Origin of the sequence: Staphylococcus sp. HMSC057A08 (assembly GCF_001812925.1) — a bacterium.
GTDB lineage: Bacteria > Bacillota > Bacilli > Staphylococcales > Staphylococcaceae > Staphylococcus > Staphylococcus hominis.
In genome coordinates, this window is the sequence record NZ_KV810847.1 from 386650 (window position 1) to 411227 (window position 24578).

21 protein-coding genes are annotated in these 24578 nt (G+C 31.1%); 9 read left to right on the top strand and 12 right to left on the bottom strand.

From position 1 onward, the window contains the following. Positions 1-42: 42 nt before the first annotated feature. Together HMPREF2881_RS03680 and HMPREF2881_RS03685 are read right to left on the bottom strand one after the other, a co-directional pair. A complete protein-coding gene (locus tag HMPREF2881_RS03680) occupies positions 43-813 on the bottom strand; it encodes a response regulator transcription factor LytR (protein ID WP_002448373.1) in 771 nt (256 codons plus the stop codon). Continuing rightward, the gene (locus HMPREF2881_RS03685) at positions 814-2568 is read right to left on the bottom strand and encodes a sensor histidine kinase (protein ID WP_002488772.1); all 1755 of its coding nucleotides are present in this window, start codon (positions 2566-2568) and stop codon (positions 814-816) included. Between the two features lie 264 nt (positions 2569-2832). Between HMPREF2881_RS03685 and HMPREF2881_RS03690 the strand changes: the two genes are divergently transcribed. From HMPREF2881_RS03690 to HMPREF2881_RS03700, 3 genes are all read left to right on the top strand, one after another. Continuing rightward, positions 2833-4233 (top strand): MFS transporter, encoded by a 1401-nt coding sequence (locus HMPREF2881_RS03690; RefSeq protein ID WP_002488740.1) that lies wholly within the window; start codon positions 2833-2835, stop codon positions 4231-4233. A gap of 253 nt (positions 4234-4486) precedes the next feature. Continuing rightward, positions 4487-5419, top strand: a complete 933-nt coding sequence (locus HMPREF2881_RS03695) for a 2-dehydropantoate 2-reductase (RefSeq protein ID WP_002448495.1) — start codon at positions 4487-4489, stop codon at positions 5417-5419. 100 nt (positions 5420-5519) lie between these two features. Further along, complete coding sequence (locus tag HMPREF2881_RS03700; protein WP_002454890.1) at positions 5520-5993, top strand: DUF1440 domain-containing protein; 474 nt, start codon at positions 5520-5522, stop codon at positions 5991-5993. Positions 5994-6048: 55 nt separating this feature from the next. Here the strand turns inward: HMPREF2881_RS03700 and yidC are convergent, their stop codons facing one another. Together yidC and HMPREF2881_RS03710 are read right to left on the bottom strand one after the other, a co-directional pair. Next, positions 6049-6891: a membrane protein insertase YidC gene (gene yidC / locus HMPREF2881_RS03705; RefSeq protein ID WP_002448436.1), complete on the bottom strand. Its 843-nt coding sequence runs from the start codon at positions 6889-6891 to the stop codon at positions 6049-6051. A 97-nt stretch (positions 6892-6988) separates the two neighbouring features. Then, positions 6989-8482 carry a serine hydrolase FLP gene (locus HMPREF2881_RS03710; protein ID WP_002488722.1) on the bottom strand — a complete coding sequence of 498 codons (1494 nt, stop codon included), beginning with the start codon at positions 8480-8482 and terminating at the stop codon, positions 6989-6991. A gap of 271 nt (positions 8483-8753) precedes the next feature. Between HMPREF2881_RS03710 and HMPREF2881_RS03715 the strand changes: the two genes are divergently transcribed. After that, positions 8754-10580 (top strand): APC family permease, encoded by a 1827-nt coding sequence (locus tag HMPREF2881_RS03715; RefSeq protein WP_002488790.1) that lies wholly within the window; start codon positions 8754-8756, stop codon positions 10578-10580. Between the two features lie 53 nt (positions 10581-10633). On the opposite strand, the gene HMPREF2881_RS03720 is transcribed toward HMPREF2881_RS03715, so the two are convergent. Further along, on the bottom strand, positions 10634-12730 hold the full coding sequence (locus HMPREF2881_RS03720; protein ID WP_002488797.1) for a cation:proton antiporter: 2097 nt from the start codon (positions 12728-12730) through the stop codon (positions 10634-10636). Positions 12731-12862: 132 nt separating this feature from the next. Then, positions 12863-14263: an amino acid permease gene (locus HMPREF2881_RS03725; protein ID WP_002488816.1), complete on the bottom strand. Its 1401-nt coding sequence runs from the start codon at positions 14261-14263 to the stop codon at positions 12863-12865. 307 nt (positions 14264-14570) lie between these two features. Between HMPREF2881_RS03725 and HMPREF2881_RS03730 the strand changes: the two genes are divergently transcribed. Next, complete coding sequence (locus HMPREF2881_RS03730) at positions 14571-15383, top strand: metallophosphoesterase (protein ID WP_002448624.1); 813 nt, start codon at positions 14571-14573, stop codon at positions 15381-15383. Between the two features lie 52 nt (positions 15384-15435). Here the strand turns inward: HMPREF2881_RS03730 and HMPREF2881_RS03735 are convergent, their stop codons facing one another. The 4 genes from HMPREF2881_RS03735 to HMPREF2881_RS03750 all read right to left on the bottom strand — a co-directional run bounded on the left by HMPREF2881_RS03735 (position 15436) and on the right by HMPREF2881_RS03750 (position 19692). Beyond that, complete coding sequence (locus tag HMPREF2881_RS03735) at positions 15436-16047, bottom strand: C39 family peptidase (RefSeq protein WP_002448367.1); 612 nt, start codon at positions 16045-16047, stop codon at positions 15436-15438. A 419-nt stretch (positions 16048-16466) separates the two neighbouring features. After that, entirely contained in the window at positions 16467-17663 is a 1197-nt protein-coding gene (locus HMPREF2881_RS03740; RefSeq protein WP_002488760.1) for a putative multidrug effflux MFS transporter TcaB, read from the bottom strand. 145 nt (positions 17664-17808) lie between these two features. Continuing rightward, positions 17809-18531 carry a hypothetical protein gene (locus tag HMPREF2881_RS03745; protein WP_002488783.1) on the bottom strand — a complete coding sequence of 241 codons (723 nt, stop codon included), beginning with the start codon at positions 18529-18531 and terminating at the stop codon, positions 17809-17811. Positions 18532-18546: 15 nt separating this feature from the next. Beyond that, positions 18547-19692, bottom strand: a complete 1146-nt coding sequence (locus HMPREF2881_RS03750; protein ID WP_002488768.1) for a glycerate kinase — start codon at positions 19690-19692, stop codon at positions 18547-18549. Between the two features lie 150 nt (positions 19693-19842). On the opposite strand from HMPREF2881_RS03750, the gene HMPREF2881_RS03755 reads away from it, so the two are divergent. The 3 genes from HMPREF2881_RS03755 to HMPREF2881_RS03765 all read left to right on the top strand — a co-directional run bounded on the left by HMPREF2881_RS03755 (position 19843) and on the right by HMPREF2881_RS03765 (position 22778). Continuing rightward, complete coding sequence (locus HMPREF2881_RS03755) at positions 19843-21339, top strand: hypothetical protein (protein ID WP_002448402.1); 1497 nt, start codon at positions 19843-19845, stop codon at positions 21337-21339. 2 nt (positions 21340-21341) lie between these two features. Next, a complete protein-coding gene (locus HMPREF2881_RS03760; protein ID WP_002448341.1) occupies positions 21342-21722 on the top strand; it encodes a GtrA family protein in 381 nt (126 codons plus the stop codon). Between the two features lie 180 nt (positions 21723-21902). Beyond that, positions 21903-22778, top strand: a complete 876-nt coding sequence (locus tag HMPREF2881_RS03765) for a cation diffusion facilitator family transporter (protein WP_002488753.1) — start codon at positions 21903-21905, stop codon at positions 22776-22778. Positions 22779-22818: 40 nt separating this feature from the next. On the opposite strand, the gene HMPREF2881_RS03770 is transcribed toward HMPREF2881_RS03765, so the two are convergent. After that, the gene (locus HMPREF2881_RS03770) at positions 22819-23259 is read right to left on the bottom strand and encodes an aggregation-promoting factor C-terminal-like domain-containing protein (RefSeq protein WP_002488789.1); all 441 of its coding nucleotides are present in this window, start codon (positions 23257-23259) and stop codon (positions 22819-22821) included. Positions 23260-23606: 347 nt separating this feature from the next. Here HMPREF2881_RS03770 and HMPREF2881_RS03775 point away from each other — a divergent pair, with 347 nt between their 5' ends. After that, positions 23607-24293: a 2,3-diphosphoglycerate-dependent phosphoglycerate mutase gene (locus HMPREF2881_RS03775; RefSeq protein ID WP_002448565.1), complete on the top strand. Its 687-nt coding sequence runs from the start codon at positions 23607-23609 to the stop codon at positions 24291-24293. Between the two features lie 133 nt (positions 24294-24426). Here HMPREF2881_RS03775 and HMPREF2881_RS11635 read toward each other — a convergent pair whose 3' ends face one another. After that, positions 24427-24525 (bottom strand): putative metal homeostasis protein, encoded by a 99-nt coding sequence (locus HMPREF2881_RS11635; RefSeq protein WP_100066500.1) that lies wholly within the window; start codon positions 24523-24525, stop codon positions 24427-24429. Between the last annotated feature and the right edge of the window lie 53 nt (positions 24526-24578).

A 24578-nucleotide genomic window follows, 5' to 3' on the forward strand; every position in this document is an offset into this window, starting at 1 on the left:
ATCATATGAAGCGTTAGGTTAAAAGCTAACTTAGAATAGATATTAAACAAGACCAATTTCTTGTTTGAATGATTTCATAAATGAACGACTAACTTGAAATTTAACATTCGTTGTCATTGTCACTTGATACGTATAATTAAACCAGTGTTCGACACTTTCGATATACTGCTTATTAATAATTGTAGCTCTATGAATTTTTATAAACAATTGCTTAGGTAATTTCTTCTCATAATAATTGAGTGGTTCTGTCGTTTCATATGTTTTTTTTAAAGTCGTAATAGTCGAAATTCCGTTGTTCACAGAAATCGCAACAATATCGTCTAAATTAATGACATAAATACGTTCATCCACTTCGATAGGAAGTACACTTTGATTATTATTATAAGAAGAAGTACTCGTTTGTGATTGTGGAGAGTGAATAGGGTCAGACAATGTTTGAACCTGTTGTTTAGCGTTTAATAATCGTTTTACTTTTTGAACTGCTTGTTCAATCCGTTCTAATTCAAAAGGTTTTAATATATAATCAACTGCATCTAATTCAAATGCCTTTACTGCAAACGTATCATGTGCCGTAGCAAAAATGATATAAGGGGGGTGTTTCATTTTTCGAATTTTATGAGCTAAATCAATCCCATTTTCATCCATTAAATTAATATCTAAAAACACTAAATCATAGGTATGACAGAGTAGTTTTTCTAGAGTTTCTTCAATATTTTCAGCTTCATCGATTATTTCGAAACTAGATATTTCATTTAATAAGTAATGTAATTCATTACGTGCTAATGGCTCATCGTCAACAATAAGTGTCCTCATTTAACGTTCCTCCTTTATTAAATGGTATGGAATCATACAGGATACTGTTGTTCCATGATTAGATGTATCAAAGTGTAACTTTGCATTAGAACCATATAAACCAGTGAGACGGCGATTTAAGTTTTCTAATGCACTGCCAGTTCCAGTTTCTGAAGCCACACTGATTTGTCCAAGTGAGGGTAATTTTTCAGGCGCTATACCATGTCCATTATCACTAACTGATATTTTTAATGAGGCTTTTTTGTATTGAACGTCTACACAAACAATGTTATCTTTTCGTCGATGTTTGAATGCGTGTTTAATTGCATTTTCCACCAAAATTTGAATGATAAATGGTGGAATTAACACTTGTTTATAGGCATCATCAATATGATATTTAATTGTAAATCGATCTGGAAAACGTGCTTGTTCTAATGATAAATATGCTTTGACTTGTTGTAATTCTTTTTCTAAAGTAATCGTACTATTACGCGCACCTTGTAAGTTTGATCTGAAAAATTGACTCAATTGTAAAAGTAACTTGCGTGCTTTTTCACTGTCAATACGTACAAGTGCTGAAATGGTATTAATCGCATTAAAGAAAAAGTGTGGATTAACTTGAGCTTGTAGAGACTTAATTTCAGCATCCCGTAATAATTTACTTTGCGTTTCGGCAAGTCCCAGTTCTAATTGGCTTGAAAAAATATCTGCTAAACCTCGAGCAAGTTGTTTAGTTGATGTTGTAATATGACTATAGTCTGTAAAATAAAATTTTAAGGTACCTGCGACATTTCCATGCGTCATTAAGGGTACAACGATAGCTTCTCGAAGCGGACAATTCGGATTATTACATCCAATGTCCTCTTTTGAATTGGCTTCTTTTAATTGACCTGTGCGTATGACTTCTTTAGATAAATTAGTAATGATTTCTTTTTTAGCGACATGATGATCGCTACCCGCACCTACGTGTGTTAAAATATCGGTTTTATTGGTAATTGCCACAGCAGATACTTTCATTAGTCTCAGTATAATTTCAGCTACAGGACGAGCTGATTTTTCATTTAATCCTGAACGAAAATAAGGTAGTGTTTTATTTGCTAATTCAAGGACGTCATGAGTTTGAATTGCACGTGTTTGTTCTTCTTGTTTTAAAGTAGATAGAATAATAGATAAAAATAACGCAGTACCAATACTATTAATTAATATCATCGGTAAAGCAATAAATTTTACCAATGACCAAGCATTAGAAACATCATCAGCAAAAATTAAAATACAAGCCATCTGAATACTTTCGTTTATTAATCCAATCATTGCACCTATTAAAACAGTTGGATAACGATTATGTCTCATGGTGCGATATCCATAAAATCCAGAAATTAATGCAATGATGACTGATGAAAATAGGTAAGTATAAGCATTTGCTCCACCAATGATGATTCGTGATAAGCCCGAAATAATACCAACGATAATCGCCACAAAAGGACCACCGATTAAACCAGACATTCCAATCGTTAACACCCGTGTATTCGCAAGTGACGTTTCGTTATTTAGATGATAGTAAATATTACTGGAAATAATTTTGCCATGTTCAATTTCAATTCCAGTAAAGTTAGAAATAATTGCGAATAATGAAAATAAGATGGTGAGTTCTATTTGAGCACGTAATTTTTCACGTGCACTCATAATCGTCTTGAAGTGACTAATATTCATTAAAATGTAAGCAATAATAATAATTAAGCCCACACGTTCAAGTAATAAAATAAATAAATTAAACATATTTGCACCTATTAAGTATATTAATAAAATTTAAAAGTTTTACTACACTTTTTATTATAGTATGGAAAATTTAAAGTTGATAGTTTAAAATGTTTACTTATAAATACTTAGCACTTAATTTATAATAAATGATAATTTATTTTGGAAAATAATATTTAAAAAGAAAAAAAGATTTTTATATCCCATTATAGTAAGCTATGATAAAATTTTAATGTAGTTTAAAATTATATAGTTTTTGGGCAAAGTAGGAGGAATTTTTTTATAATGGAGTCTTCAAAAGAATTTAAGGGAGATAATCGGTTACTCGTTGGAATTATTATTAGTGTATTAACATTTTGGTTGTTTGCGCAATCGTTACTTAATATTGTGCCCACACTACAATCATCATTTAATACCGATTTGGGTACCATTAATATTGCAGTGAGCTTATCTGCCTTATTTTCTGGTTTGTTTATTGTAGGTGCTGGAGATGTTGCTGATAAATTTGGTCGCGTCAAAATGACTTATTTGGGACTAGGCTTAAATATCATTGGTTCATTATTATTGATTATTACACCAGTTCCATGGTTATTACTGATTGGACGTGCTTTGCAAGGTTTATCAGGTGCATTCATTATGCCATCAACTCTTGCGATAATTAATGAATATTACATAGGAAAAGAAAGACAACGTGCATTAAGTTTTTGGTCTATTGGTTCATGGGGCGGAAGTGGAATATGTTCATTGTTCGGTGGATTTATCGCTTCAACAATAGGATGGCAATGGATTTTTATTATTTCTATTGCTTTGTCGATACTTTCATTTTTCTTAATTAAACACACGCCAGAAACAAAAAATGAACCAGATACTGATACAGACAATAGCGGTTCAAAATTTGATGTTATAGGTTTGATTTTATTAGTTATTACATTATTAAGTGTCAATGTGATGGTAACACAAGCATCTGATCGTGGATTATTATCACCTGTCATTCTATCATTATTTGGAATATTTTTAATTGCTGGTATATTCTTTGTCCTTCGTGAATTTAAAACTGAGAACCCACTTGTTGATTTTAGTTTATTTAAGAATAAAGGATATAGTGGTGCTACACTTTCAAACTTCATGTTAAATGGAGTAGCAGGTGGTACGCTCATCGTAGTAAATACATACTACCAAAGTCATTTAGGTTTCACTTCATTACAAGCAGGATTAATCTCTATCACTTATTTAGTAGCAGTTCTTGTAATGATTCGTGTAGGTGAAAAACTATTACAAAAATTAGGTGCTAAAAAGCCATTGCTCATAGGTAGTGGATTTACATTTTTAGGGTTACTACTTTTATCACTAACCTTCTTACCTAATTTGTTTTATATTATTTCAAGTATTATTGGTTATCTATTATTTGGTATTGGGCTCGGTATGTATGCAACACCATCTACAGATACAGCAGTTGATCAAGCGCCAGATGATAAAGTGGGGGTTGCCTCTGGATTGTATAAAATGGCTTCATCATTAGGAAATGCATTTGGTGTAGCTTTATCAAGTACGATTTATGGTGTTTGTGCAGCGAAAATGAATTTAGAACTTGGAGGTTTGGCGGGCGTACTCTTTAATGCCATCATCGTTTTAACTGCTTTCTTTGTCATTTTCTTCTTAATTCCAAGTAAAACTAAACGTGCTTAATTAAAACTGGATATTCATACCATTTAAATCTGAGGTGCGCTAGAGTGCCTCAGATTTTTTTATTGATAAAAGAATAAATGTAAACATAATAATGAGTCCTTATACAGAGTGATAATGACTTCTACATCAATTATTGAAAAATAAAAATAGTTCTAATTTTATCAAATTATTTAGAATATTCTGTTTATATTATTGACGATACTTTATTAAAGTAGTATTTTAAAAATAATATTAAAAGAAGGAGTCGAATGTTATGAAAATAGCAATTGCTGGTTCAGGAGCGTTGGGAAGTGGTTTCGGTGCAATGTTATATCGCCAAGGTAATGATGTTACACTCATTGATGGTTGGGAGCCACAAGCAACAGCTGTAAAACATGAAGGTTTACATATTGATATAAATGGAGAAGACTATCATTTAAACATTCCTATGTATCAAGATACAGAAATACCAAGTGATCTTCAATTTGATATTGTATTTTTATTTACAAAAGCTATGCAACTTGAGAGCATGTTAACACATATCCAGCCACATATTCATGATACAACAATTATGGTGTGTACAATGAATGGTTTAAAACATGAAGACCGTATTGTAAATTATGTAGATAAATCACGTATTGTTCGTGGTGTAACTACATGGACGGCCGGATTAGAATCACCTGGACATACTCATTTAATGGGTAGTGGTCCAGTAGAGATAGGTTCTCTTGTGCCAGAGGGACAGAATAATGTTGAAGTGATATATAATCTATTAGAACAAGCAAAACTTAATCCACATAAAAGTGAAGACTTGCAACAATCTATTTGGAAGAAGATTTGTGTAAATGGTACAGCAAATGCGCTATGTACCATTTTAGAATGTCGTTTATCAACATTAAATGAAAGTGAATACGCAAGAAAACTTGTATATGACATTACTAAAGAGATAGTAGAAGTTGCTACTGTTGATGATGTACATTTAAATGCAGATGAAGTCTATCACTATCTTATCGATTTAAATGATAAAGTAGGTCCACATTTCCCATCAATGTATCAAGATTTGATTAATAATAATCGACGTACTGAAATTGATTACATTAACGGAGCAGTGGCTCGCTTAGGTTCAGAACATCATATCGATGCGCCAATTAATCAATTTGTAGCGAACATGGTACATGCCAAAGAAGAGCAACGTCAAGCTAAGTAAATAGAGTGCAAAAGTGAGTTAAAAGTGATTAACTCACTTTTTAATTTGTAATCATTAAGGGTAAATATAATATATAGTGAGATAAGGAGTTGTGAAATTAATGAAACAATCAACGAAAAGAGTTATCATGACGGGCGTTATTGGCGGATTATTAAGCGGTGCAGTTAAAATGGGATGGGAAGCACTCATCCCTCCTAGAACACCACAACGTGAAGAAGAACCACCACCAATGACATTACTGCATAAATTGAATTTACCTGACAATGTTAAACATGCTACGTACCGTTATAACGAGAACGATATACCTATAACTGTCATGGGCATTCATTATGGCTTTTCAATTGCAAATGCTATCGTATATGGATTACTTGCTGAAAAGTGTCCAAAAGTGACGACATTAAGAGGCACATTCTTCGGTATTTTGATTCATATTGCTTTTCATGAATATATACTACCTAAATTAAATCTAACACCACAAGTTAAAGATTTACCTAAAGAAGAACGCATTTCAGAATTATTAGGTCATATTGTTTGGATGAATACGATTGATTTAATACGAAATAGTCATCGATAAATAAAAAAGGAAGAGCGTGAGAGTCTCGCTCTTCCTTTTTATATAATTAATCTTATCAATGGTTAGAAGTGTCTGAGGATGTTTCTGAAGTAGTTTGACGCTTTATTTCTATGCGTTGTCTTAATTTTTCTCCCTCAATTTTACCGACTTTCGCATAATGACTATGAGCAAAATGCATTTGAATAATTAAAAACGTTGCACTTATAGCCCAATATAAACTTAACGCTGATGCTGAATGTAATGATGCATAAGTAATAAATAAAGGAGATAAGACCATCATGACATAATAAGATCGACGTTCATTTTTAGGATAATGGATTGAGTTGACAAGAGGTTGTATAAAATACATCACAGCTGCAATGATGGTCATGATGATATCAGTATGCATTAAATTAAACCATAAAAAATGAGGATGCTGAGTAATACCACCACTTGTTGGATATTTAATTGACGTATATAATCCGAGAAGAATTGGAATTTGAATTAAAATTGGAAATGTGCCAATTAAATTTTTAAAAGGATTGATTCCATACTCATTATATTTTTTCATTAATAATTTATTTGCTGCACGTCGTTCTTCAGGCGATTGAGCTTCTTTAATTTTTTCTTGGATTTTATTAATTTCTGGTTTTACGACATCTGTTTTGCCACGAATAACATGAATATTTTTTACTTGAATACACATGAGTGGCATCAGTATTAAACGCAATATAAATACAATGACGATAATAGCTAAACCATAGTTTTCGTTGAATGCATGTCCTAAGACATGGAGTAAATCATCCATCGGTTTTACAAATACAGTATAAAACAGGCCGTGTTGTGCTTCTTTATGAGAATAGTCACAACCTGCAAGCATTATTAAGGACATCGGTAATAAGAACCATTTCTTTTTCATATTTAAACTCCTATACACTGGTCTTTAATAATCTTAGTCTTAGTGATATAAGCTTAACATAATAATGAAGAAAAGAAGACATACATGTTTTAATAGACTATATTGGTCGTTTGGATAGCGTTGTGATTTTAAGGATAAAATAACTCCATAGACTTGTCAGTAATAAGACGAAGCTAAATAATGTTATTTTCGCTTGTAATGGTAACCATGACATCATAAAACGCCAATCAGAATTTGATAATAAGAGTATTGGAAGTAAGTGAAGTATCGCTAAAATAAGTATGAAAGTTAACATTATCATACTTATTTTGATGAGTAATCCACCAGACATCGTTTTAAAATAAATAGACTTAAATTTAAAAATTAAGCGATAGATTATTAGAAAAACACTTGCTACAGCTATCAGTAAAATAATAGTGATGATGATAAATACGATATTCCACTGATTAATAAGATATTGTAACGTTTTAATATGTTGACCATTACTCATTTGTGTATTGAGATGCTGTGCAAGTTCGGCTACATTTTTTGAATAGCTATTAGCAAGAACTACAATGCCATAGTCTTTTTTGGGATTTAAAATAATATATGAAGAATAGTTTTCAAGTGTACCAGGATGATATACAATTGTTTCTGAATGATTATCATCAATAAACCAACCTGCTGCATAGTGAACGTCTTGAGAATTATCTATTGCTTTAACTTTAGGCTGATGCGTTAGTTGAACTAATGATGCTACTTTTTTTGGCGGATTAAGTTGAAACTTCAACCAAGAGGCTAAATCTTTCGTGTTAGTCATCATATAAGCAGCTGGATTATCTCCTAAATTAAATTCAGGACTATCAGCATAAGCTTTTCCTTTTTTTATTACATACCCTTGAGCGTCATTGTTCTTTTTCATATTACTTTCTTTTACTGTTGATTGCGTCATATGTAATGGAGTGAAAAGATGTGTGCTTAAATAATTCGCATATGATTGATGAGAAGCCTTTTGAACAATCAAACCTAAAATATCATAATTCATGTTGGAATACTCAAATTGCTTGCCTGGTTTAGCATCTAAGTTCCGTCCTTTGATACTATGAACAAGGCCTTCTAGACTGTTTGTGTCTTTTGTGATGTTGTCATCATTTGTGATGTCTCCTGAAATACCACTTGTTTGAGCAATCAATTGATCTACTGTGATATCTACTTTTTTATGATTATATTTCATATAGAAACCTGGAATATACTGACTGACTTTATCATTGAGATTGATTTTATGTGCCTCAACAAGTTGCATCATTGCATAACCAGTAAATGCTTTGGTATTTGAAGCAATTTCAAAACGCGTATTTGGTGTGACTTTGGATTTCTTTTTAATATTTGAAAAACCATAGCCTTTATTAAGAATCGTCTTATTATTTTTTACAATAAGAACGGACATTCCTGGAATATGATCGTCTTTCATTTTATTAACAATCATGTTATCGATATCACTTTGTGACGATGGACTAAACATTAAATAACTAGATTTTAATTTAATAGCTATGGAAAGAATAATGATTCCTACTAATAAAATCATCCCAATCATGATCAATTTTTTTCTCATTTTCCCTTACTTCCTTACTTAATACTTCTTAAAATTAAACCTCTAAAAATAGTATAGCAAGTTTAAACTTAAACAGCTCTATACAAATATTAAATACTGTTGATACCTCTTTAAAACTGGTAAAAAGAAAATATTTCAAAAATATAATTGTAAAAAGTTACTTAAAATGTAATTTATACTATATTATTTCCGTGGAAATGTATACTTTTTCACTAAATGGGAGTATATTTTATCCATTAAAAATGAATATAAAAAGAGGTAAGGATGGATTATGTTCACTCAATTTAAAAGACTTATTATTGGTAAGCCCAAAAAAAATAGAGACTTAAAAAATGAAAAAATAAGTAACTTTAAGGCTTTAGCAATTTTATCTTCTGACGCATTATCTTCAGTAGCATATGGTCCAGAACAGATTTTAATTACTTTATCTGTGGTTGGAGCTATTGCATCTTGGTATACATTGCCCATTGCGGCCGCTGTTTTAGTGCTACTTGCAGCATTGATTCTATCATATCGTCAAATTATATATGCTTATCCTAAAGGCGGAGGAGCGTATATGGTTTCTAAAACAAATTTAGGAGAAAAATGGGGATTGCTTGCAGGTGGCTCTTTATTAGTAGACTATATTTTAACCGTCGCAGTAAGTATTTCATCAGGTGCGGATGCTTTTGTCGCAGCGTTTCCAGGATTATATCACCATAAAGTATTCATTGCATGTTTATTAGTACTATTTATTCTAATAATGAATTTACGTGGTTTAACAGAGTCAGCAACTGTGCTCTCTTATCCAGTTTATTTATTTATACTTGGATTAATAGTCATGATTGTTATTGGAACATGGAAAGTGGCAACAGGACAAACTGAACCTCATATGCATGCGACAGTAGGAACCGCAGTGCCAGGTGTCACATTATTTTTATTACTTAAAGCATTTTCTTCAGGTGCATCATCTCTAACAGGTGTAGAAGCCATTTCGAATGCAGTAACAAACTTTAAAGATCCTGGTTCTAAAAATGCAGTTAAAACGTTAATTACTATGGGAATGATATTAGCTTTCTTACTTGTAGGTATTGTGGGATTAGCATATTGGTATGGTATTATGCCACAGACTGAAACAACTGTATTATCTCAACTTGCAATGAATATTTTAGGGCATAATGTAGGATATTATTTTGTACAAGTAACGACTGTTATGATTCTTGTCCTTGCTGCTAATACTGGATTCACAGCTTTTCCAATGTTAGCTGCAAGTATGTCAAAAGATAAATATATGCCCCGTATGTTTAACGTAAGAGGAGACCGTTTAGGTTATTCAAATTCAATTATTACATTAGGCATTTGTGCAATGTTGCTTATTATCTTTTTCCATGGTAAAACTGAAAATCTTATTCCTTTATATGCAGTAGGTGTGTTTATTCCATTTACACTAGCTCAATATGGAATGGTTTTAAAATGGGTTCGTGGTCGTGAAAAAGGATGGTCTACTAAACTTATTGCAAATGCTATAGGGGGGACTATTACTTTTATCGTATTTATGATTTTCTTAATTACGAAATTTAGCCAAGTATGGCCAATCTTAATCTTTTTACCGATTGTTGTATATATATTTACGCGTATTAATAGACACTACAAGGATATTGCTGAGCAACTTAGCACAACTAAAATTGTTCAAGATATGCCAGTAGTTGATAAAAATCTAGCGATTGTACCCGTTAATACGATCACTACAGCATTAAATAAATCTATTTATTATGCACATATGATTGCAGATGATGTGATTGCTGTACATGTATCTTTCGGAGACCAAACTGATAATTTATTTATTGAAAAATGGAACAAACAATATCCAGATATTAGACTAGTGACGTTACACTCAGAATATCGCAGTGTCATTCGTCCGATTTCTCGATTTATCGATAAAATTAATAAAAAAGCGAATGCTCAAAACTATGTCATCACAGTGGTTGTCACTGAATTTATTCCTAAAAAACCATGGCATAACTTTTTACACAATCAAACGAGTTTGCGATTAAAAATGCATTTATTCTATCAAAAAAATGTTATTTTAGCGACGGTTCCTTATAAATTACAAAAGTAGAAGAAAATAAAAAGAACTCGAGAGATACAGGTCTCTTGAGTTCTTTCTATATATTAATGATTTAATTCATTGGCAAGTACAATTTCATTATAGTTAATATTTTCACGTAATTGCGTGGCAATTTCATTGGTAACTTTATTTTTAGAAATCAATTCGTCTAAAATTTGACGCTGAGTATACAATGCATCTAATTTAGCATCATATTGTTGTTGAGTGTTTAATTCATGCATAAATTTATTTTCTTCACGTTGATGTTTTCGATTATGATGTTGTCTTAACGTACGTGATAGTGCGTAATATTGGTTGATAATTAAACTGACTTCGAGGACATTTGTGCTATTTTGTTCTTCTTGAAGTCTCAAAGTCACCTGACGGTTAACAATACGTATAATGTGTTGTACTTTTTTAAAGTTATTTCTTAATTCTTTTCTGTCAGTATAGCGCTGTTGTTCAAATGAGGATTGATTCACACTATGATGTGAATCTTTTCGCGCTTTAAATCTAAGTATGATTAACTTACTAAAACGATTTAATTTCTCAATAAAAGACATTTCTCTAAATGATTGTGTAAATTCCATTACTTTGCGATAATCACTTAAATCTTTTTTAGTAATACGCTCCTGTTTAATTAACTGTTGAAGCGTCTCAGTTTCAACTTCTTCTGCAATGTCTCTTAATCGATGTAATTCTTTCGTATTTTTATCATCGCTTTCCATGTCGATTAAAAATGATAATTCATTAAAATATTGATTCAGAATAGGTCGATAATCGATATCTTTGTGCGTAGCTGCTTTTTCTTTTAATGTGTGAATAACATGTTGAATCATGAAAATTTTAGCGGATTGATAACTCATACCTTTGAAGTGTGATTGTTGTTTGGATGGCGTAATGAACGGAAGAATCATTTGTGCAAAAATTAAACTTATGAGTACCATCATTGAAGCAATAAATAGTAAATCGTTTCTATGATCAAAGTTCTGATTGCCGTTAATAATGAATGGTAATGTTAATGCCATTGACAATGAAATCGTTCCATGAATGCCACACAAAGTCATAATAAATGCATAACGACTCCGTTTTGGTGGTTGTGTTTCTTCTTCGTCATCGAGATATGCTTCAACATTTTTCGGATAGTAAAAATCTTTGAACAAAACATAGACCCAAATAAATCTAAAGATATAGATGGCAAATGCTATAAGGAATGCTACCACAATTAGAAAAACTAAATTTTGTGGTTCATTTCGTACAATTTCTAAAATAACTTCTGGCACAATATATCCTAAAACGACGAAGACAAAGCCATTTAATGCATAACTTAATGTATTCCAAATTTGATTGTAGTTCATTTGTAATTCAGTTTGGGCGCGAATGAGACGATCTCGTTCTAAACCATGAATCAACCCAGCTACCACAACTGCAATAATCCCAGAAGCATGAACTTCTTCAGCAATAAAATAAATGACAAAAGGAGTAAGTAATTGGATGAAAGTCAATGTATTACTATCTTTTAAACCTTTATTAGAAGTGAGGTAAACACGTAAACTGACGACTAAAGCGCCAATTATTGCGCCTACTAAAATACCAAGAAATGTTGAGAGTAGAAACTGACCAATTGCATTTATAGCTGAAAAACTACCTGTCACCAGAGCAGTGACTGCAATTTTAAAAGAAATAATACCTGCAGCATCATTTAATAGAGACTCTCCTTCTAAAATTGCCATAGACCCTTTGGGTAATACTTTACCTTTAGTAATGGCTGATACAGCAACTGCATCTGTCGGACATAAAATAGCTGCAATAGCAAAAGCAGCTGGCATCGGTAAATTAGGCCAAATCCAATGGATGAAAAAGCCGACTCCAATCACAGTTGTAAATACTAATCCCATGGCCATAAGAACGACAGGTTTTCGATATTCTAGAAGTTTTTCTCGAGAAACATGTGTCCCTTCCACAAATAAGAGTGGGGCAATGACAGCCATCATAAAGACTTCTGGTTCAAATTTAAAATGTAGTGGAATGGGTAAGATGAATAAAGCGACACCTAAGGCAATTTGAATGAAAGCTGTTGGAATGTTGGGGAAGCGATGATAAATAATAGAACTAATGATAACAGCAAGTATAAATAATAAAAAAGCTTCTAACAATTCCATATGTATTGTGACTCCTTTTTTTAAATAATTAATATTTTATCATGATTAAAAAGATAATGAGATATTTTAGTATATTTCATTATTAAGACATAGAAAAGCGGAACTGAATTCAGTTCCGCTTAAATAAAATATCTAATGATTGATTGATTCTCGAGGTTGCTGACGTGTTTTTTCAGCTAAATATTCAGCATTTTTTTTATACTTTTTATAGAACAAGAATAAGAATATAAACCAAACTGGTGAAATACATATGGCTACTCTCGTATCAGCACTAAAGAATAATAATACAAATACAAATAAGAAAAATGCAAGAATAACATAAGCCATTGCTTTACCGCCTAGAAGTTTAAATTTATTATGTTTATGTTCTTCAGGATTTTTCCGTACATATATAATGTAAGAAATAATGATCATTGCCCAAACGACTATAAATAATACAGTTGAGAGTGTAGTGACATAAATAAATAATTGAATTGCATCTGGGAAGATAAAGTTTAATAATGCAGCTAAAAGTAATGTTCCAGAAGATACCAGCATTGATAAGTAAGGCACACTATGATGATTTGTCTTACTTAACATTTTAGGTCCTAATCCTTGTTTAGATAAACCAAATAAAATACGACTATTAGAATAAATACCACTATTCGTTGCAGAAGCGGCTGCTGTTAATACGACAAAGTTAACAAGTCCTGCTGCAAAAGGTAAGCCAATCATACTAAATAACATCACAAATGGACTTGCATCAGGGTTGATCTTATTCCAAGGAATCACTGACATGATCACAAGTAAGCCTCCCACATAGAATAATAAAATTCTAACAGGTACATTATTAATTGCTTTTGGAATAACTGTGCGAGGATCTTTAGTTTCTCCGGCTGTAACACCTATTAGTTCAATACCAATAAATGAGTAGACAGCAATTTGGAATGACATTAAAAATCCAGCTGGTCCATTTGGAAAAATACCGCCATGATTTACAAGATTACTAAAAGACGCATGACCATACGATGTTTTAAATGAAAAGAAAATCATAACTAAGCCAACGATAATCATAGCAATAATAGTAATAATTTTTATAATAGAGAACCAAAATTCTAACTCTCCAAATAATTTTGCACCAAGCATATTGAATGAAATAAGTAAGAGTACGATAAATAATACAGTTAGCCAGTGAGGAACGTTTGGAAACCAAAAACTAAAATATTGTCCCATTGCTGTTAAATCAGACATACTTGAAACAATCCAAGATAACCAATATGTCCAACCAATGACAAAACCACCGAACGGCCCTAAATATTCGTTGGCAATGTCTACAAATGAATTGAAACGTGTATTACTAAGTAACAATTCTCCAAGTGCTCTCATAAAAGCAAATAACACGATACCAATAATTAGATAGGTGATGAGTAGTGATGGTCCTGTTAACGAAATCGTTTGTCCAGAACCTAAAAATAATCCTGTGCCAATAGCGCCACCAATTGCAATTAATTGAATGTGTCTATTACTTAATTCTCTTTCTAACTGTCTTGCCATAGACTTCCCCCTAAGAAAGCAATATGATAATCGAGTAAGCGCTTTCTTCGAATTTTGAAAACTTTTTTAACAAAGTAGAAAAGAGTAAAGATCAATTTGTAATTAATTAGAATATTCAGATTTTTAAAAGTTTACCTTTTTTAAATTTTGTTAAATATGTAACTTTGTTAAAAGTTAATTTTATTATACTCTTAATTTTCAAAAAAACAAATATGTGTATACAACTATGAAAAACAGAATAATTTATATTTATAATAATCTATGGCATAATAGATAAAATTTAAAAATGTATTAGAGGAGTAGAGGAATGAGAATCGGAGCGATTTCTGATCTACATATAGATAGACATCCTAAATTAAAATCAAATGTATATCTAGAAACATTGATTAAAGTAGTACAACATAGAGAGGTTGACTTACTATTAATTGCAGGAGATATTTCGAACTATTTTAGAGATAGCTATCAATTTATTAAAGATTTAAAAACTGCTTTACATATTCCCGTACTATTTGTTCCAGGAAATCATGATTATTGGAAAGTAGAGGATGAAACGACATCTCAAGATATTTATGATTTTTATAGAACAAAGCCAGAGTGTTTGTTGGATCATCCATATGTAATTAATGATAATTGGGCTATTGTAGGCCATACTGCTTGGTATGATTACAGTTACGCTGATAAAAAGTTTGAAGAAACTCGATTAAAAAAAGGGAAATATTATGGGGCCACTTGGCAAGATAAAGTGAAAATCGATTGGGATGAAGATGATACGATTTTATCCAAAAAGGCGGCTAAGCATGTTAAACAAGCATTGGAGCAACTTCAAGATAAACAAATTATTTTAATGACACATATTGTAACACATTCTAAATTTGTAGTACCTACCCCTCATCGTATTTTTGATTTTTTCAATGCATTTATAGGTACATCAGATTTCGATCAATTATATCAGCAGTTTCCGATTAAATACAGTATTATGGGACATGTTCATTTTCGTAAATCTTTAGTTGAAAATAATATAACCTTTTTATGTCCTTGTTTAGGTTATAAAAGAGAATGGCGAACAGCAGATATATATTCAGAAATGAATCATGCATTAATGGACTTTGTAATAGAATAAAAAAAGAGCAAGAAACGACGTTTAGAAGGAAGTCGCTTCTTGCTCTTTTAATTTATGGTTTTACATAGATACATTTTTTACCAGGGGCGTTAAAGCTACGCTCCATGAATTCTTTTTTAATTTTTATAATCTGGAAGCGATTAGGTACTAATGCAGGCACAATTACTTTTCTTAAAAAGTGACTCCATAAAGGATCAATATAATAGTAATGTGTGTCGTCATATCCAATAAGTAATGTAACGTGAATGTTAGACACAAGCTGACGCGTATGGTTATCAAATTTAAACGTTTTACGTGAAGGTTTTTGACCTAAACTTGTATGATACATAAGAACCGGTTGTCCTTGATCAATCACAGTTTCTAGTTCCTCTAAATTCGTACCAGTGCCATCTACGATACGTGAATCAAAAGTTTGTAAATATGGAACATAAGCAGAAGGGAAAATCGTTTGGTGATGACCAAACTTAACAAGTAAATGATGACCAACATAGCCTTTATAGGGATTATTTGGATGAGTGGGCCAATGTTTCATAATATCAGTAGCTTTAATATTATGATGATTATATTGTAATAACATAGCTGCAGAAACGCCTTCACAACCCATAATCATAGGGATTGGAAAAAGTTGACTTTTAGGCGTAACAGATAATAATTTTTTATTCATTAACGTTCTCCTTTATGACAATAAAACATTGTTTTAAAGTAAATTTATTATATACCTTGATTAGAGTAGCGTATAATCATTTGAATTCTTTATTTGAATATTATTTACTAAGAAACATTATTACTAAAATATGGATATCGTTTTAAGTATATATTCATTTTTAGTTTGTGGTCAAAGCGTATTAATATCTAACTGTAATAATTCGATTATATATTGAAAAGAAATCCCTTTTTCATATTCTTGGAAAACGTATCGTAATATATTGGCTTTCATTTTATATTTACTAGACATAAAAAACGCCCTTCAAAGTTTTAATATCTACTTTGAAGGGAGCATATCAACAATTGTCTTAACATATTGGCAGTCGATGATTATATTAAAAATGGATGCTAGATTACGTTTATTAATATAAGAATATATTAGATACGTTGATATTTTTTAAAATATAAAAATTGAAGTAAAACTATGAGAATTGCTGTGATAACAATTACTGTGAGATAAGGCATTACATTATACTGTCCTTTAAGACCAACTAAAGGAGACACTAGACCACCAAGGATAAATTGGAATAAACCTAGTAAACTAGAAGCATTTCCACTTCCACCAGTACGTTCTTCCATAGCCATTGAAAATCCTAAGGGGCCGATTGAAGTGACAGGACAAACATTTAAAAAGAAAGCGACTAATAAGAGCCACAATGGACCTTGTAATATCAAAGTAAATACAACGAGAAGTACACCAATAAGTTGAATGAAAGTCAAATAAATTAAGATTTTAAAACGATGTATACGTTCAACAAGCAAAGCAACGATTTGACTCACAACAATTAAACCAATGCCATTGATTGCAATCATTACGCTAAATTGTTGAGGCGTCATATGGTATATTTTCTGAGTGATAAACGGAGAAGCAGATGAAAAACTAAATAACATAACATAAGTTAATCCTTGTAAAAACATTGGAATAATAAATCTTGGTCGTTTAAGCAAACGTCCAAAGTCAGAAAATATATGTTTGAAATTGGCAGTAACATGCTCAGAATGATGTGTGGTCGGCATATTGAAAGTAACGCCACATAACATGATTATGCTAATAGCTGTTAAAATAACAAAGATAATTCTCCATGAGCCAAGAGAAAGCGATAAACCTCCAAGTAATGGCATTAAAATAGTTACTATACCATTTACAACCATAAGAGAAGCAAGAAATTTAGCTAGAGTATTTCCTTGGTAATAATCTCCTGCGAAAGCTTTAGCGATAACAATAATACCTCCGGCAGTTAATCCTTGTACCAAACGTATCAATAAAAATAGTGGAAATGTTGTAATAAATATCGCACCACATGAAGCTAAAACGAATACACTAAGAATTATTAGTGCAATTTTTTTTCGACCGAATACATCTGATAAAGGTCCGAATATAAACTGTCCAAGTGCTAGGCCAATCATTGCAAAGGATAGGGTAAGTTGTATGCTTGACGTTGATGTATTAAATTGTTGCTGAACTGCTGGTAAAGCGGGTAAATACATATCTATAATCATTGGACCAAATGCTGTCATTGTTCCTAGAACAATGAGTAATAGCATCGGCAATTTAGTATGTGTTGAGTTATGCATAATTGTACTCCTTGAAAAGATTTGCAATGTACATTATATAGGTTTTTGAGAAAATATGTAATTTCAAATATAAAAAGCTCTAAAAAGATTGATTTAATCAATCTTTTTAGAGCTGAGCTGAAATTTGTCACAATACATAAGAATATTAATTATTATTACCAAGAATACTGTTTAGTTTTTTCTTGATATCATCTACTTTATTATTGACATCATCTAATAGCGCATTCACTTTGTTTTCATTTGCGTTGTTTTGTTGTGCATTATTTGCTTCTTTTAACTTATTAACTTGGTCTTGATAAAATTGAGTTAATTTAGAGTCTTCTTTAGTAATCTCATTATTTTTTAATTTATCAATTTGAGATTGTATTTGTCTAAGACGTGATTCAGTGTCTATTTTATCTTTAATATCATTTTTTGCATCTTCAACTTGTTTCTTGATATTATCGCTTTGATTTTGAACTTCTTGTTGATAATTTTTAGATACATCATTTGTTGCATTATACGTATGTTGTTTATTGTCCGATTCCTTTTTATGATCAATATAAGATTTAGTCGCAAAAATGCCAATAATTAAAAGAAGAATTGCAATAATAGCGATTAACCAACGTTTTGATTTTTTATTTTTTTCATTCTCTTCTTCTAGTAATTGTTCACGTCTAAAGTCACGATCGTTATAGTAACGGTTAGCATTTTCATCATAATCGCCCTGATTTTGATGATGATACTCTTGACGAGGTTCATTTCTTCTGTAATTTTCTTCACTTTGACGTCTCTGTTGACGTTGTTGATACTCGCGACTTTTTTGATTACGTTGTTGATATTGATCATCGTATTGATATGAATCTTTGTATTTTTCAGTACGTTTCATAGATTTCACCTCTTTTTAATCATTTAACTTAATTAATCGAGCAATATTTTCAGCAGTTTGTGTTAAGAATCGTTCTCCATTTTCTAATAAATAGGGGAGTTCTGATGGCGTTTCTATAATGCTAAACACAGTATCAATTCCATGTTGATATACGGCTTGATAATTTTTTCCTAAACTACCGCATATCGCAATCACAGGTAAGTCGAATTGTTTGGATGCTTTTGCCACTCCAATAGGTGTTTTACCATAAATTGTTTGTACATCTATTTTTCCTTCTCCTGTAATAACTAAATCGGCATCTTTAATTCTTTCAAGAAACTGCGTTTCTTTTAAGACAATATCGATGCCATTAGATAATGACGCATTGAAGAAAGTGAGAATACCGGCGCCTAATCCACCGGCAGCTCCAGCACCGGGTATATCTTTAACACTGATATGATATGCTTTCTCTATCATATCATGATAATTTGCGAGTGCGGAATCCAACTTTGGTATCATCTTTTCAGTTGCTCCTTTTTGTGGTCCATAAATATATGTGGCACCATTAGGGCCTAATAAAGGATTTGTAACATCACATGCCACTTCAAAGGTAACGTCGTTTAATCTATAATCTAAATTTGACGCATCTATATGGGTCAAATGAGCAAGAGCACCACCACCAAGTTCAATTTCTTCATTATCAGAGTTTAGAAACTTTACGCCAAGAGCGGTCAGCATACCACTACCACCATCATTTGTTGCACTTCCTCCTATGCCTAATATAATTTTAGTCACATGATGGTTTAGAGCGTCTTTAATTAATTCGCCAACACCAAATGTTGTAGTAATTAAAGGATTACGTTCATCTGTACGAATTAAATCTAATCCTGAAGCTGCTGCCATTTCAATAATAGCTACACGATTATCTCTAGAACGAGCATAAGATGCAGTCACTTCTCTAAATAGTGGATCATGTACTTTAATGCTATGAATTGACGCATCTAATGCTTCTATTAAAGCCTCGGTTGTACCTTCGCCACCATCTGCCATAGGGATAACCTCTGTTTTAAGCGAATCACCGAATATATTTTTAAAACCCCGTTCTATAGCTAATCCAGCTTGTTTAGCAGTCATACTCTCTTTAAATGAATCTGGCGCAATAACAATTTTTTTTATGTTCAACGAGATCACTTCCGATTAAAATTATAAATAAAAATCTAAATTAAAATGATTTAATGTTTAAAATATAAAAAAAGTATATAATGGTATTTAATTAAATAGAATCGATTAAACACTATAATTTAACATTATTGTAGTGGAGGAGTAGTGTAAATGTCTAACTTTAAACAACACGAATTTTACATCTGGGTCATAGGGTTATTATTATTTTACGGTTACTTAGGTTTAATCATTCCTTTACATGGAATCGATTGGTTTTTTGGAAGTCCTCAAGGCATAAGTGCCTTTTACCAACATTTTGATAATTTGAATGGACGTTATATTAGTAATTTAATTGAGCTTGTAGCAGTACGTTCGGTAATATTACGTATGATTATGTATTCAATAATATCAGTAAGTATTATTTTATTAATACTCAAATTGATACGCCAAACATTTTCAATTCGTCATCTCATGCTTGCAACTATTTTATTACTTATTATACCTAATTCAGTTTTTTCAGAGAGTTATGGAAGCTTTGGTTATTTTTTTAGTTATGCTTTTGGAATGATATGTGTTCTCTATCATTTTTGTTTTATAAGTAAAATTTTATTTACAAAAGATGAACTAAAAATGTACAATATCATTTTGTTTTGGATAAGTTGTTTCAGTGGGCAATTATTTGCTGAATCATTAACTTTTTTTGTTAATTTAGCTTTATTCACGACATTAATGGCTTATTTTATGTTAAAACGTAAAATTAATTTTAATCTATTAATAGGGTTTCTATTATCATTATGTGGTACATTAATAATGTTGATTAACCAGACGTACATTAATTATCTGAGTGACATTCAAGCAATGAGAGCACACATTGATGGCTTAGGTTATGTTCATAAATTAAGAGTTACAATATTAAATGACCTTCCACATTATATGTTTTTTAATCATATTGTCATAGTGTCTATGATTGCGATTGTTATAATTGGGTTACTTATAAAAAATACTCGCTTTCAAACGTTTTCTAAAATTAGACAAATTCTATTAATGATTGGCATACTTGCATTGCCTATATACAAGATATTTATTTTTGAACCCTTTAATTTTAATCAAACAACGTTGATTACAAGTTATGGTCTAATTAATTTCTTACTATGCTTTAGCTTTTTCGTCAGTATAAGTATGGCTAGTTTTATTATAGTTACAGATAGCTACTATCGTATCATTTTAATCGCTGCTTTTATTTCCATTATTTTAAGTGCGATACCTATCTTTTTCATTTCAGAGGTAACGTCTCAACAGTTCTTTATCGTCTATATAATGTGGTGTGTGATATTGATTACTTTAGTTACTGAATTACATACTTTAAAACAAAGCTATGATAATATTTTAAAAATTTGTGTAGGATGTTTATTATTCGTATTTATTGCTATTTTTACGATTGTGCATTTTAAATATGAAGCTAGATTAAATAATATTCAAACTCAAATTCAACAACATAGAAATGAAATTATTGTAAAACATTTGCCATTTGAGACATATTTCTATGAAATGACTCCAACTGAAGAAACCGCAAAGGAAAATTTCAAAGAGTACTATCAAATTTCAAATAATAAACAACTTAAAATACTGCCGTTTGATATTAATGTAATAGAAGACAGAGGAGATTAACTATGAAGTTAAAACAAACGCACTATGAAATAATCAAATTCGTCATCGTGGGTGGGATTAATACACTTGATTATTATTTAGTGTATCTCATTTTATTAAAATTATTACACGTTCACTATATGGTGAGTCATATTATTGGATTTATAGTAAGTTTTATTATTTCTTATTATTTAAATTGTTATTTCGTTTATAGAGTTAAACCAACCCTTAAGAAATTTTTAAGTTTTCCATTAACACAAGTAGTAAATATGGGAATGCAATCTTTGTTTTTATATATATTTGTAAGATGGTTTCATTTCCCTTCTGAAATTGCACCCTTTGTAGGACTTATCGTTACAATTCCAATTACTTTTATATTATCTAAATGGATTTTAAAAGACTAAAATTTAAGAAAGAGCTAGAAATATGTATTTCTAGCTCTTTTTTTATAAATAGTAAATTAGGCTTGACTAAAAAATTAATTAGTTTATTTTTATAAAAATAATAGAAATAAAAAAATATTGTAATTCAAATTTCGATAGTACATACTATTAATACTAAGTGTTTAAGGTGGTTAACTAGATATGACCCAAAGCGAAAATCTTAAATTGGCGCAAAGAGGCGCTTATTTAAGTTTAGTTGTTTATATCGTTTTATCTGTTGCAAAATATATTACTGGGTATGTGTACGATTCAGCAGCTGTAAGAGCAGATGCATTGAACAACATGACTGATATTGTTGTCTCTATCGCTGTTATTGTGGGATTAAAGATTTCAATTAAGCCAGCTGATAAAAATCACCCTTATGGTCATTTGAAATCTGAAAATATTTCAACGCTTCTCGTATCATTTATTATTATGTTTGTAGGTATACAAGTAGTGATTGAAAATGCACCTCGAATGTTGACAAATGAACAACATATTCCAAATTTTATTACGATTATTATTAGTATGATGAGTGGTGTCATTATGATTGGTGTTTATGCTATTAATCATAGGCTTGCAAAACAAACTAAAAGTAGCTCATTAGACTCGGCTTCAAAAGATAATTTATCTGACGGTTTAGTCAGTATTGGTACTGCTATTGGATTATTATTTACACAATTTGGTCTACCTATCATTGATGTAATACTTGCCACTGTATTAGGGTGTTTAATTATTTATACTGGGTTTGGAATATTTAAAGATTCAATTTTTACATTGAGTGATGGATTTAAAGAACAAGATTTAGAAGAATATCGAAATCTTGTTCAAGAAGTTACAGATGTAAGAGAAGTAAAGAATGTAAAAGGACGTTATCACGGCAGTAGCATTTTTTTAGATGTAACGATTGTAGTTGATGCAAGTTTATCATTACAAGAAGCGCATGATATTTGCGATAGAGTAGAAACACATTTAGAAAATAATGGTATATCGTCTGTATATGTTCATCCAGAACCAAATACATTAAATGAAAAATAAAAAAGAGCGGGAGTATACTCCTGCTCTTTTTTTATTCAATTTACCACCAACCATTTGATTCTCTAAAACGTATCGCTGCTCCAATTGATCCATAACGTTCTTTTGCATATTGAATCATGCCTTTCGTTTGGGTTTCCACTGATCCATACCCCCATGATTGGTTAGTTTGGCCTAATCCATGGTATTGACCATTTGATGCATTAGGGTTACCGCCAGATTCGGGAAGTACAATTTTCTCCCACATTTCTTCTGTGCCTCCAGCAGCTAAGAAACGTTGATATACTGATTGTGTGCTACTTGTACTAAAAGTTGTCGTGTTTGAACTTGATGTATTTAAATTAGATGTATGACTTTGATGATATTGGTATTGATGTTGTTGAGAAGGGGAGGTTGATACCTCTTCTGCGTGTGCCTGGCCACTTTCTACTCCAGCGGCACCTAATGAGAGCATTGTCATTAATGCAAAGATTGATTTTTTCATAATAAAAAACTCCTTTGTGATTTGGATATTAATGTTCGAATTAAAACATTGCATCCCAATAAATCTAGATGTTGACTACGGTATGTTCACTATAACAGTTCATTTAATGACATAGGTTACTGTCATATCAAGAATAATTATCAAATATGAACACGACGTAACAAATATCTCAACGTTTATCATATATTCCGAATTAAATGATAAGTAGTCCTATTATGAAAAAAATTGAAATCGTTCTATAATAATGTTGTAAAGATAAATAGATATTAAATTAAATAATGAGGAAAGTATTTATAATTCAATCATCATACTCATTAACTTTCTATTAATCTAAGGAGTGTTATATTATGCCAAAATTAATTTTATGTCGACATGGACAAAGTGAATGGAATGCGAAAAATTTATTTACCGGTTGGGAAGATGTTCAACTGTCAGAACAAGGGAGAAATGAAGCCATCACTTCAGGTAAAAAATTAAAAGAAAACAAAATTGAAATTGATGTTGCCTATACTTCTTTATTAACAAGAGCATTAGAAACAACTCAATATTTATTAGCTGAATCTGATCAAGAATGGATTCCTGTTCATAAAAGTTGGCGTCTGAACGAACGACACTATGGAAAATTACAAGGATTAAATAAAGATGATGCCCGTAAGGAATTTGGTGAAGAACAAGTTCATCAATGGAGACGTTCTTATGATGTATTACCGCCAGCACAAACTGAAGAACAACGTCAATCTTATTTAAATGATCGTCGCTATCGTCATTTAGATCATCGTATGATGCCTTACTCTGAAAGTTTAAAAACAACATTAGAGCGTGTAATTCCAATTTGGACTGATCATATTTCACAACATTTATTAGATGGGGATACTGTACTTGTAGCAGCACATGGTAACTCTATTCGAGCATTAATTAAATATTTAGAAGACGTATCAGATGAAGACATTATAGGCTATGAAATTAAAACAGGTGCACCGTTAATTTATGAATTAGATGACGATTTAAAAGTAACTAATCATTATTATTTATAAAAGTGTGAGCAAGAATTTTTATTTATTGTAATATAGTAGATAGAATAAAAGGCTAAAGCATTAAAGAAGTGCTTTAGTCTTTTATTAATGTAGTGGAGTAAGATTGCTTATAAAAATAGTTAAACGGTTTTAACTAACGTCGATATTGCTTAATCATCTTTAATGCACGTTTACGTGTTTTAATATTAGAACTTTTTAAGTTGCGACGTGCAGTTTGTAAATCTGGTTTCATAAATATTCCTCCTTTTTATAAAGAATAAAGGAAAAGATGGCTTATGTAAATAG

Bases quoted from the DNA above. Each gene is read 5' to 3' on its own strand.
- HMPREF2881_RS03680 (WP_002448373.1), bottom strand. From the start codon at position 813: ATGAGGACACTTATTGTTGACGATGAGCCATTAGCACGTAATGAATTA.
- HMPREF2881_RS03685 (WP_002488772.1), bottom strand. From the start codon at position 2,568: ATGTTTAATTTATTTATTTTATTACTTGAACGTGTGGGCTTAATTATT.
- HMPREF2881_RS03690 (WP_002488740.1), top strand. From the start codon at position 2,833: ATGGAGTCTTCAAAAGAATTTAAGGGAGATAATCGGTTACTCGTTGGA.
- HMPREF2881_RS03695 (WP_002448495.1), top strand. From the start codon at position 4,487: ATGAAAATAGCAATTGCTGGTTCAGGAGCGTTGGGAAGTGGTTTCGGT.
- HMPREF2881_RS03700 (WP_002454890.1), top strand. From the start codon at position 5,520: ATGAAACAATCAACGAAAAGAGTTATCATGACGGGCGTTATTGGCGGA.
- yidC (WP_002448436.1), bottom strand. From the start codon at position 6,891: ATGAAAAAGAAATGGTTCTTATTACCGATGTCCTTAATAATGCTTGCA.
- HMPREF2881_RS03710 (WP_002488722.1), bottom strand. From the start codon at position 8,482: ATGAGAAAAAAATTGATCATGATTGGGATGATTTTATTAGTAGGAATC.
- HMPREF2881_RS03715 (WP_002488790.1), top strand. From the start codon at position 8,754: ATGTTCACTCAATTTAAAAGACTTATTATTGGTAAGCCCAAAAAAAAT.
- HMPREF2881_RS03720 (WP_002488797.1), bottom strand. From the start codon at position 12,730: ATGGAATTGTTAGAAGCTTTTTTATTATTTATACTTGCTGTTATCATT.
- HMPREF2881_RS03725 (WP_002488816.1), bottom strand. From the start codon at position 14,263: ATGGCAAGACAGTTAGAAAGAGAATTAAGTAATAGACACATTCAATTA.
- HMPREF2881_RS03730 (WP_002448624.1), top strand. From the start codon at position 14,571: ATGAGAATCGGAGCGATTTCTGATCTACATATAGATAGACATCCTAAA.
- HMPREF2881_RS03735 (WP_002448367.1), bottom strand. From the start codon at position 16,047: ATGAATAAAAAATTATTATCTGTTACGCCTAAAAGTCAACTTTTTCCA.
- HMPREF2881_RS03740 (WP_002488760.1), bottom strand. From the start codon at position 17,663: ATGCATAACTCAACACATACTAAATTGCCGATGCTATTACTCATTGTT.
- HMPREF2881_RS03745 (WP_002488783.1), bottom strand. From the start codon at position 18,531: ATGAAACGTACTGAAAAATACAAAGATTCATATCAATACGATGATCAA.
- HMPREF2881_RS03755 (WP_002448402.1), top strand. From the start codon at position 19,843: ATGTCTAACTTTAAACAACACGAATTTTACATCTGGGTCATAGGGTTA.
- HMPREF2881_RS03760 (WP_002448341.1), top strand. From the start codon at position 21,342: ATGAAGTTAAAACAAACGCACTATGAAATAATCAAATTCGTCATCGTG.
- HMPREF2881_RS03765 (WP_002488753.1), top strand. From the start codon at position 21,903: ATGACCCAAAGCGAAAATCTTAAATTGGCGCAAAGAGGCGCTTATTTA.
- HMPREF2881_RS03770 (WP_002488789.1), bottom strand. From the start codon at position 23,259: ATGAAAAAATCAATCTTTGCATTAATGACAATGCTCTCATTAGGTGCC.
- HMPREF2881_RS03775 (WP_002448565.1), top strand. From the start codon at position 23,607: ATGCCAAAATTAATTTTATGTCGACATGGACAAAGTGAATGGAATGCG.
- HMPREF2881_RS11635 (WP_100066500.1), bottom strand. From the start codon at position 24,525: ATGAAACCAGATTTACAAACTGCACGTCGCAACTTAAAAAGTTCTAAT.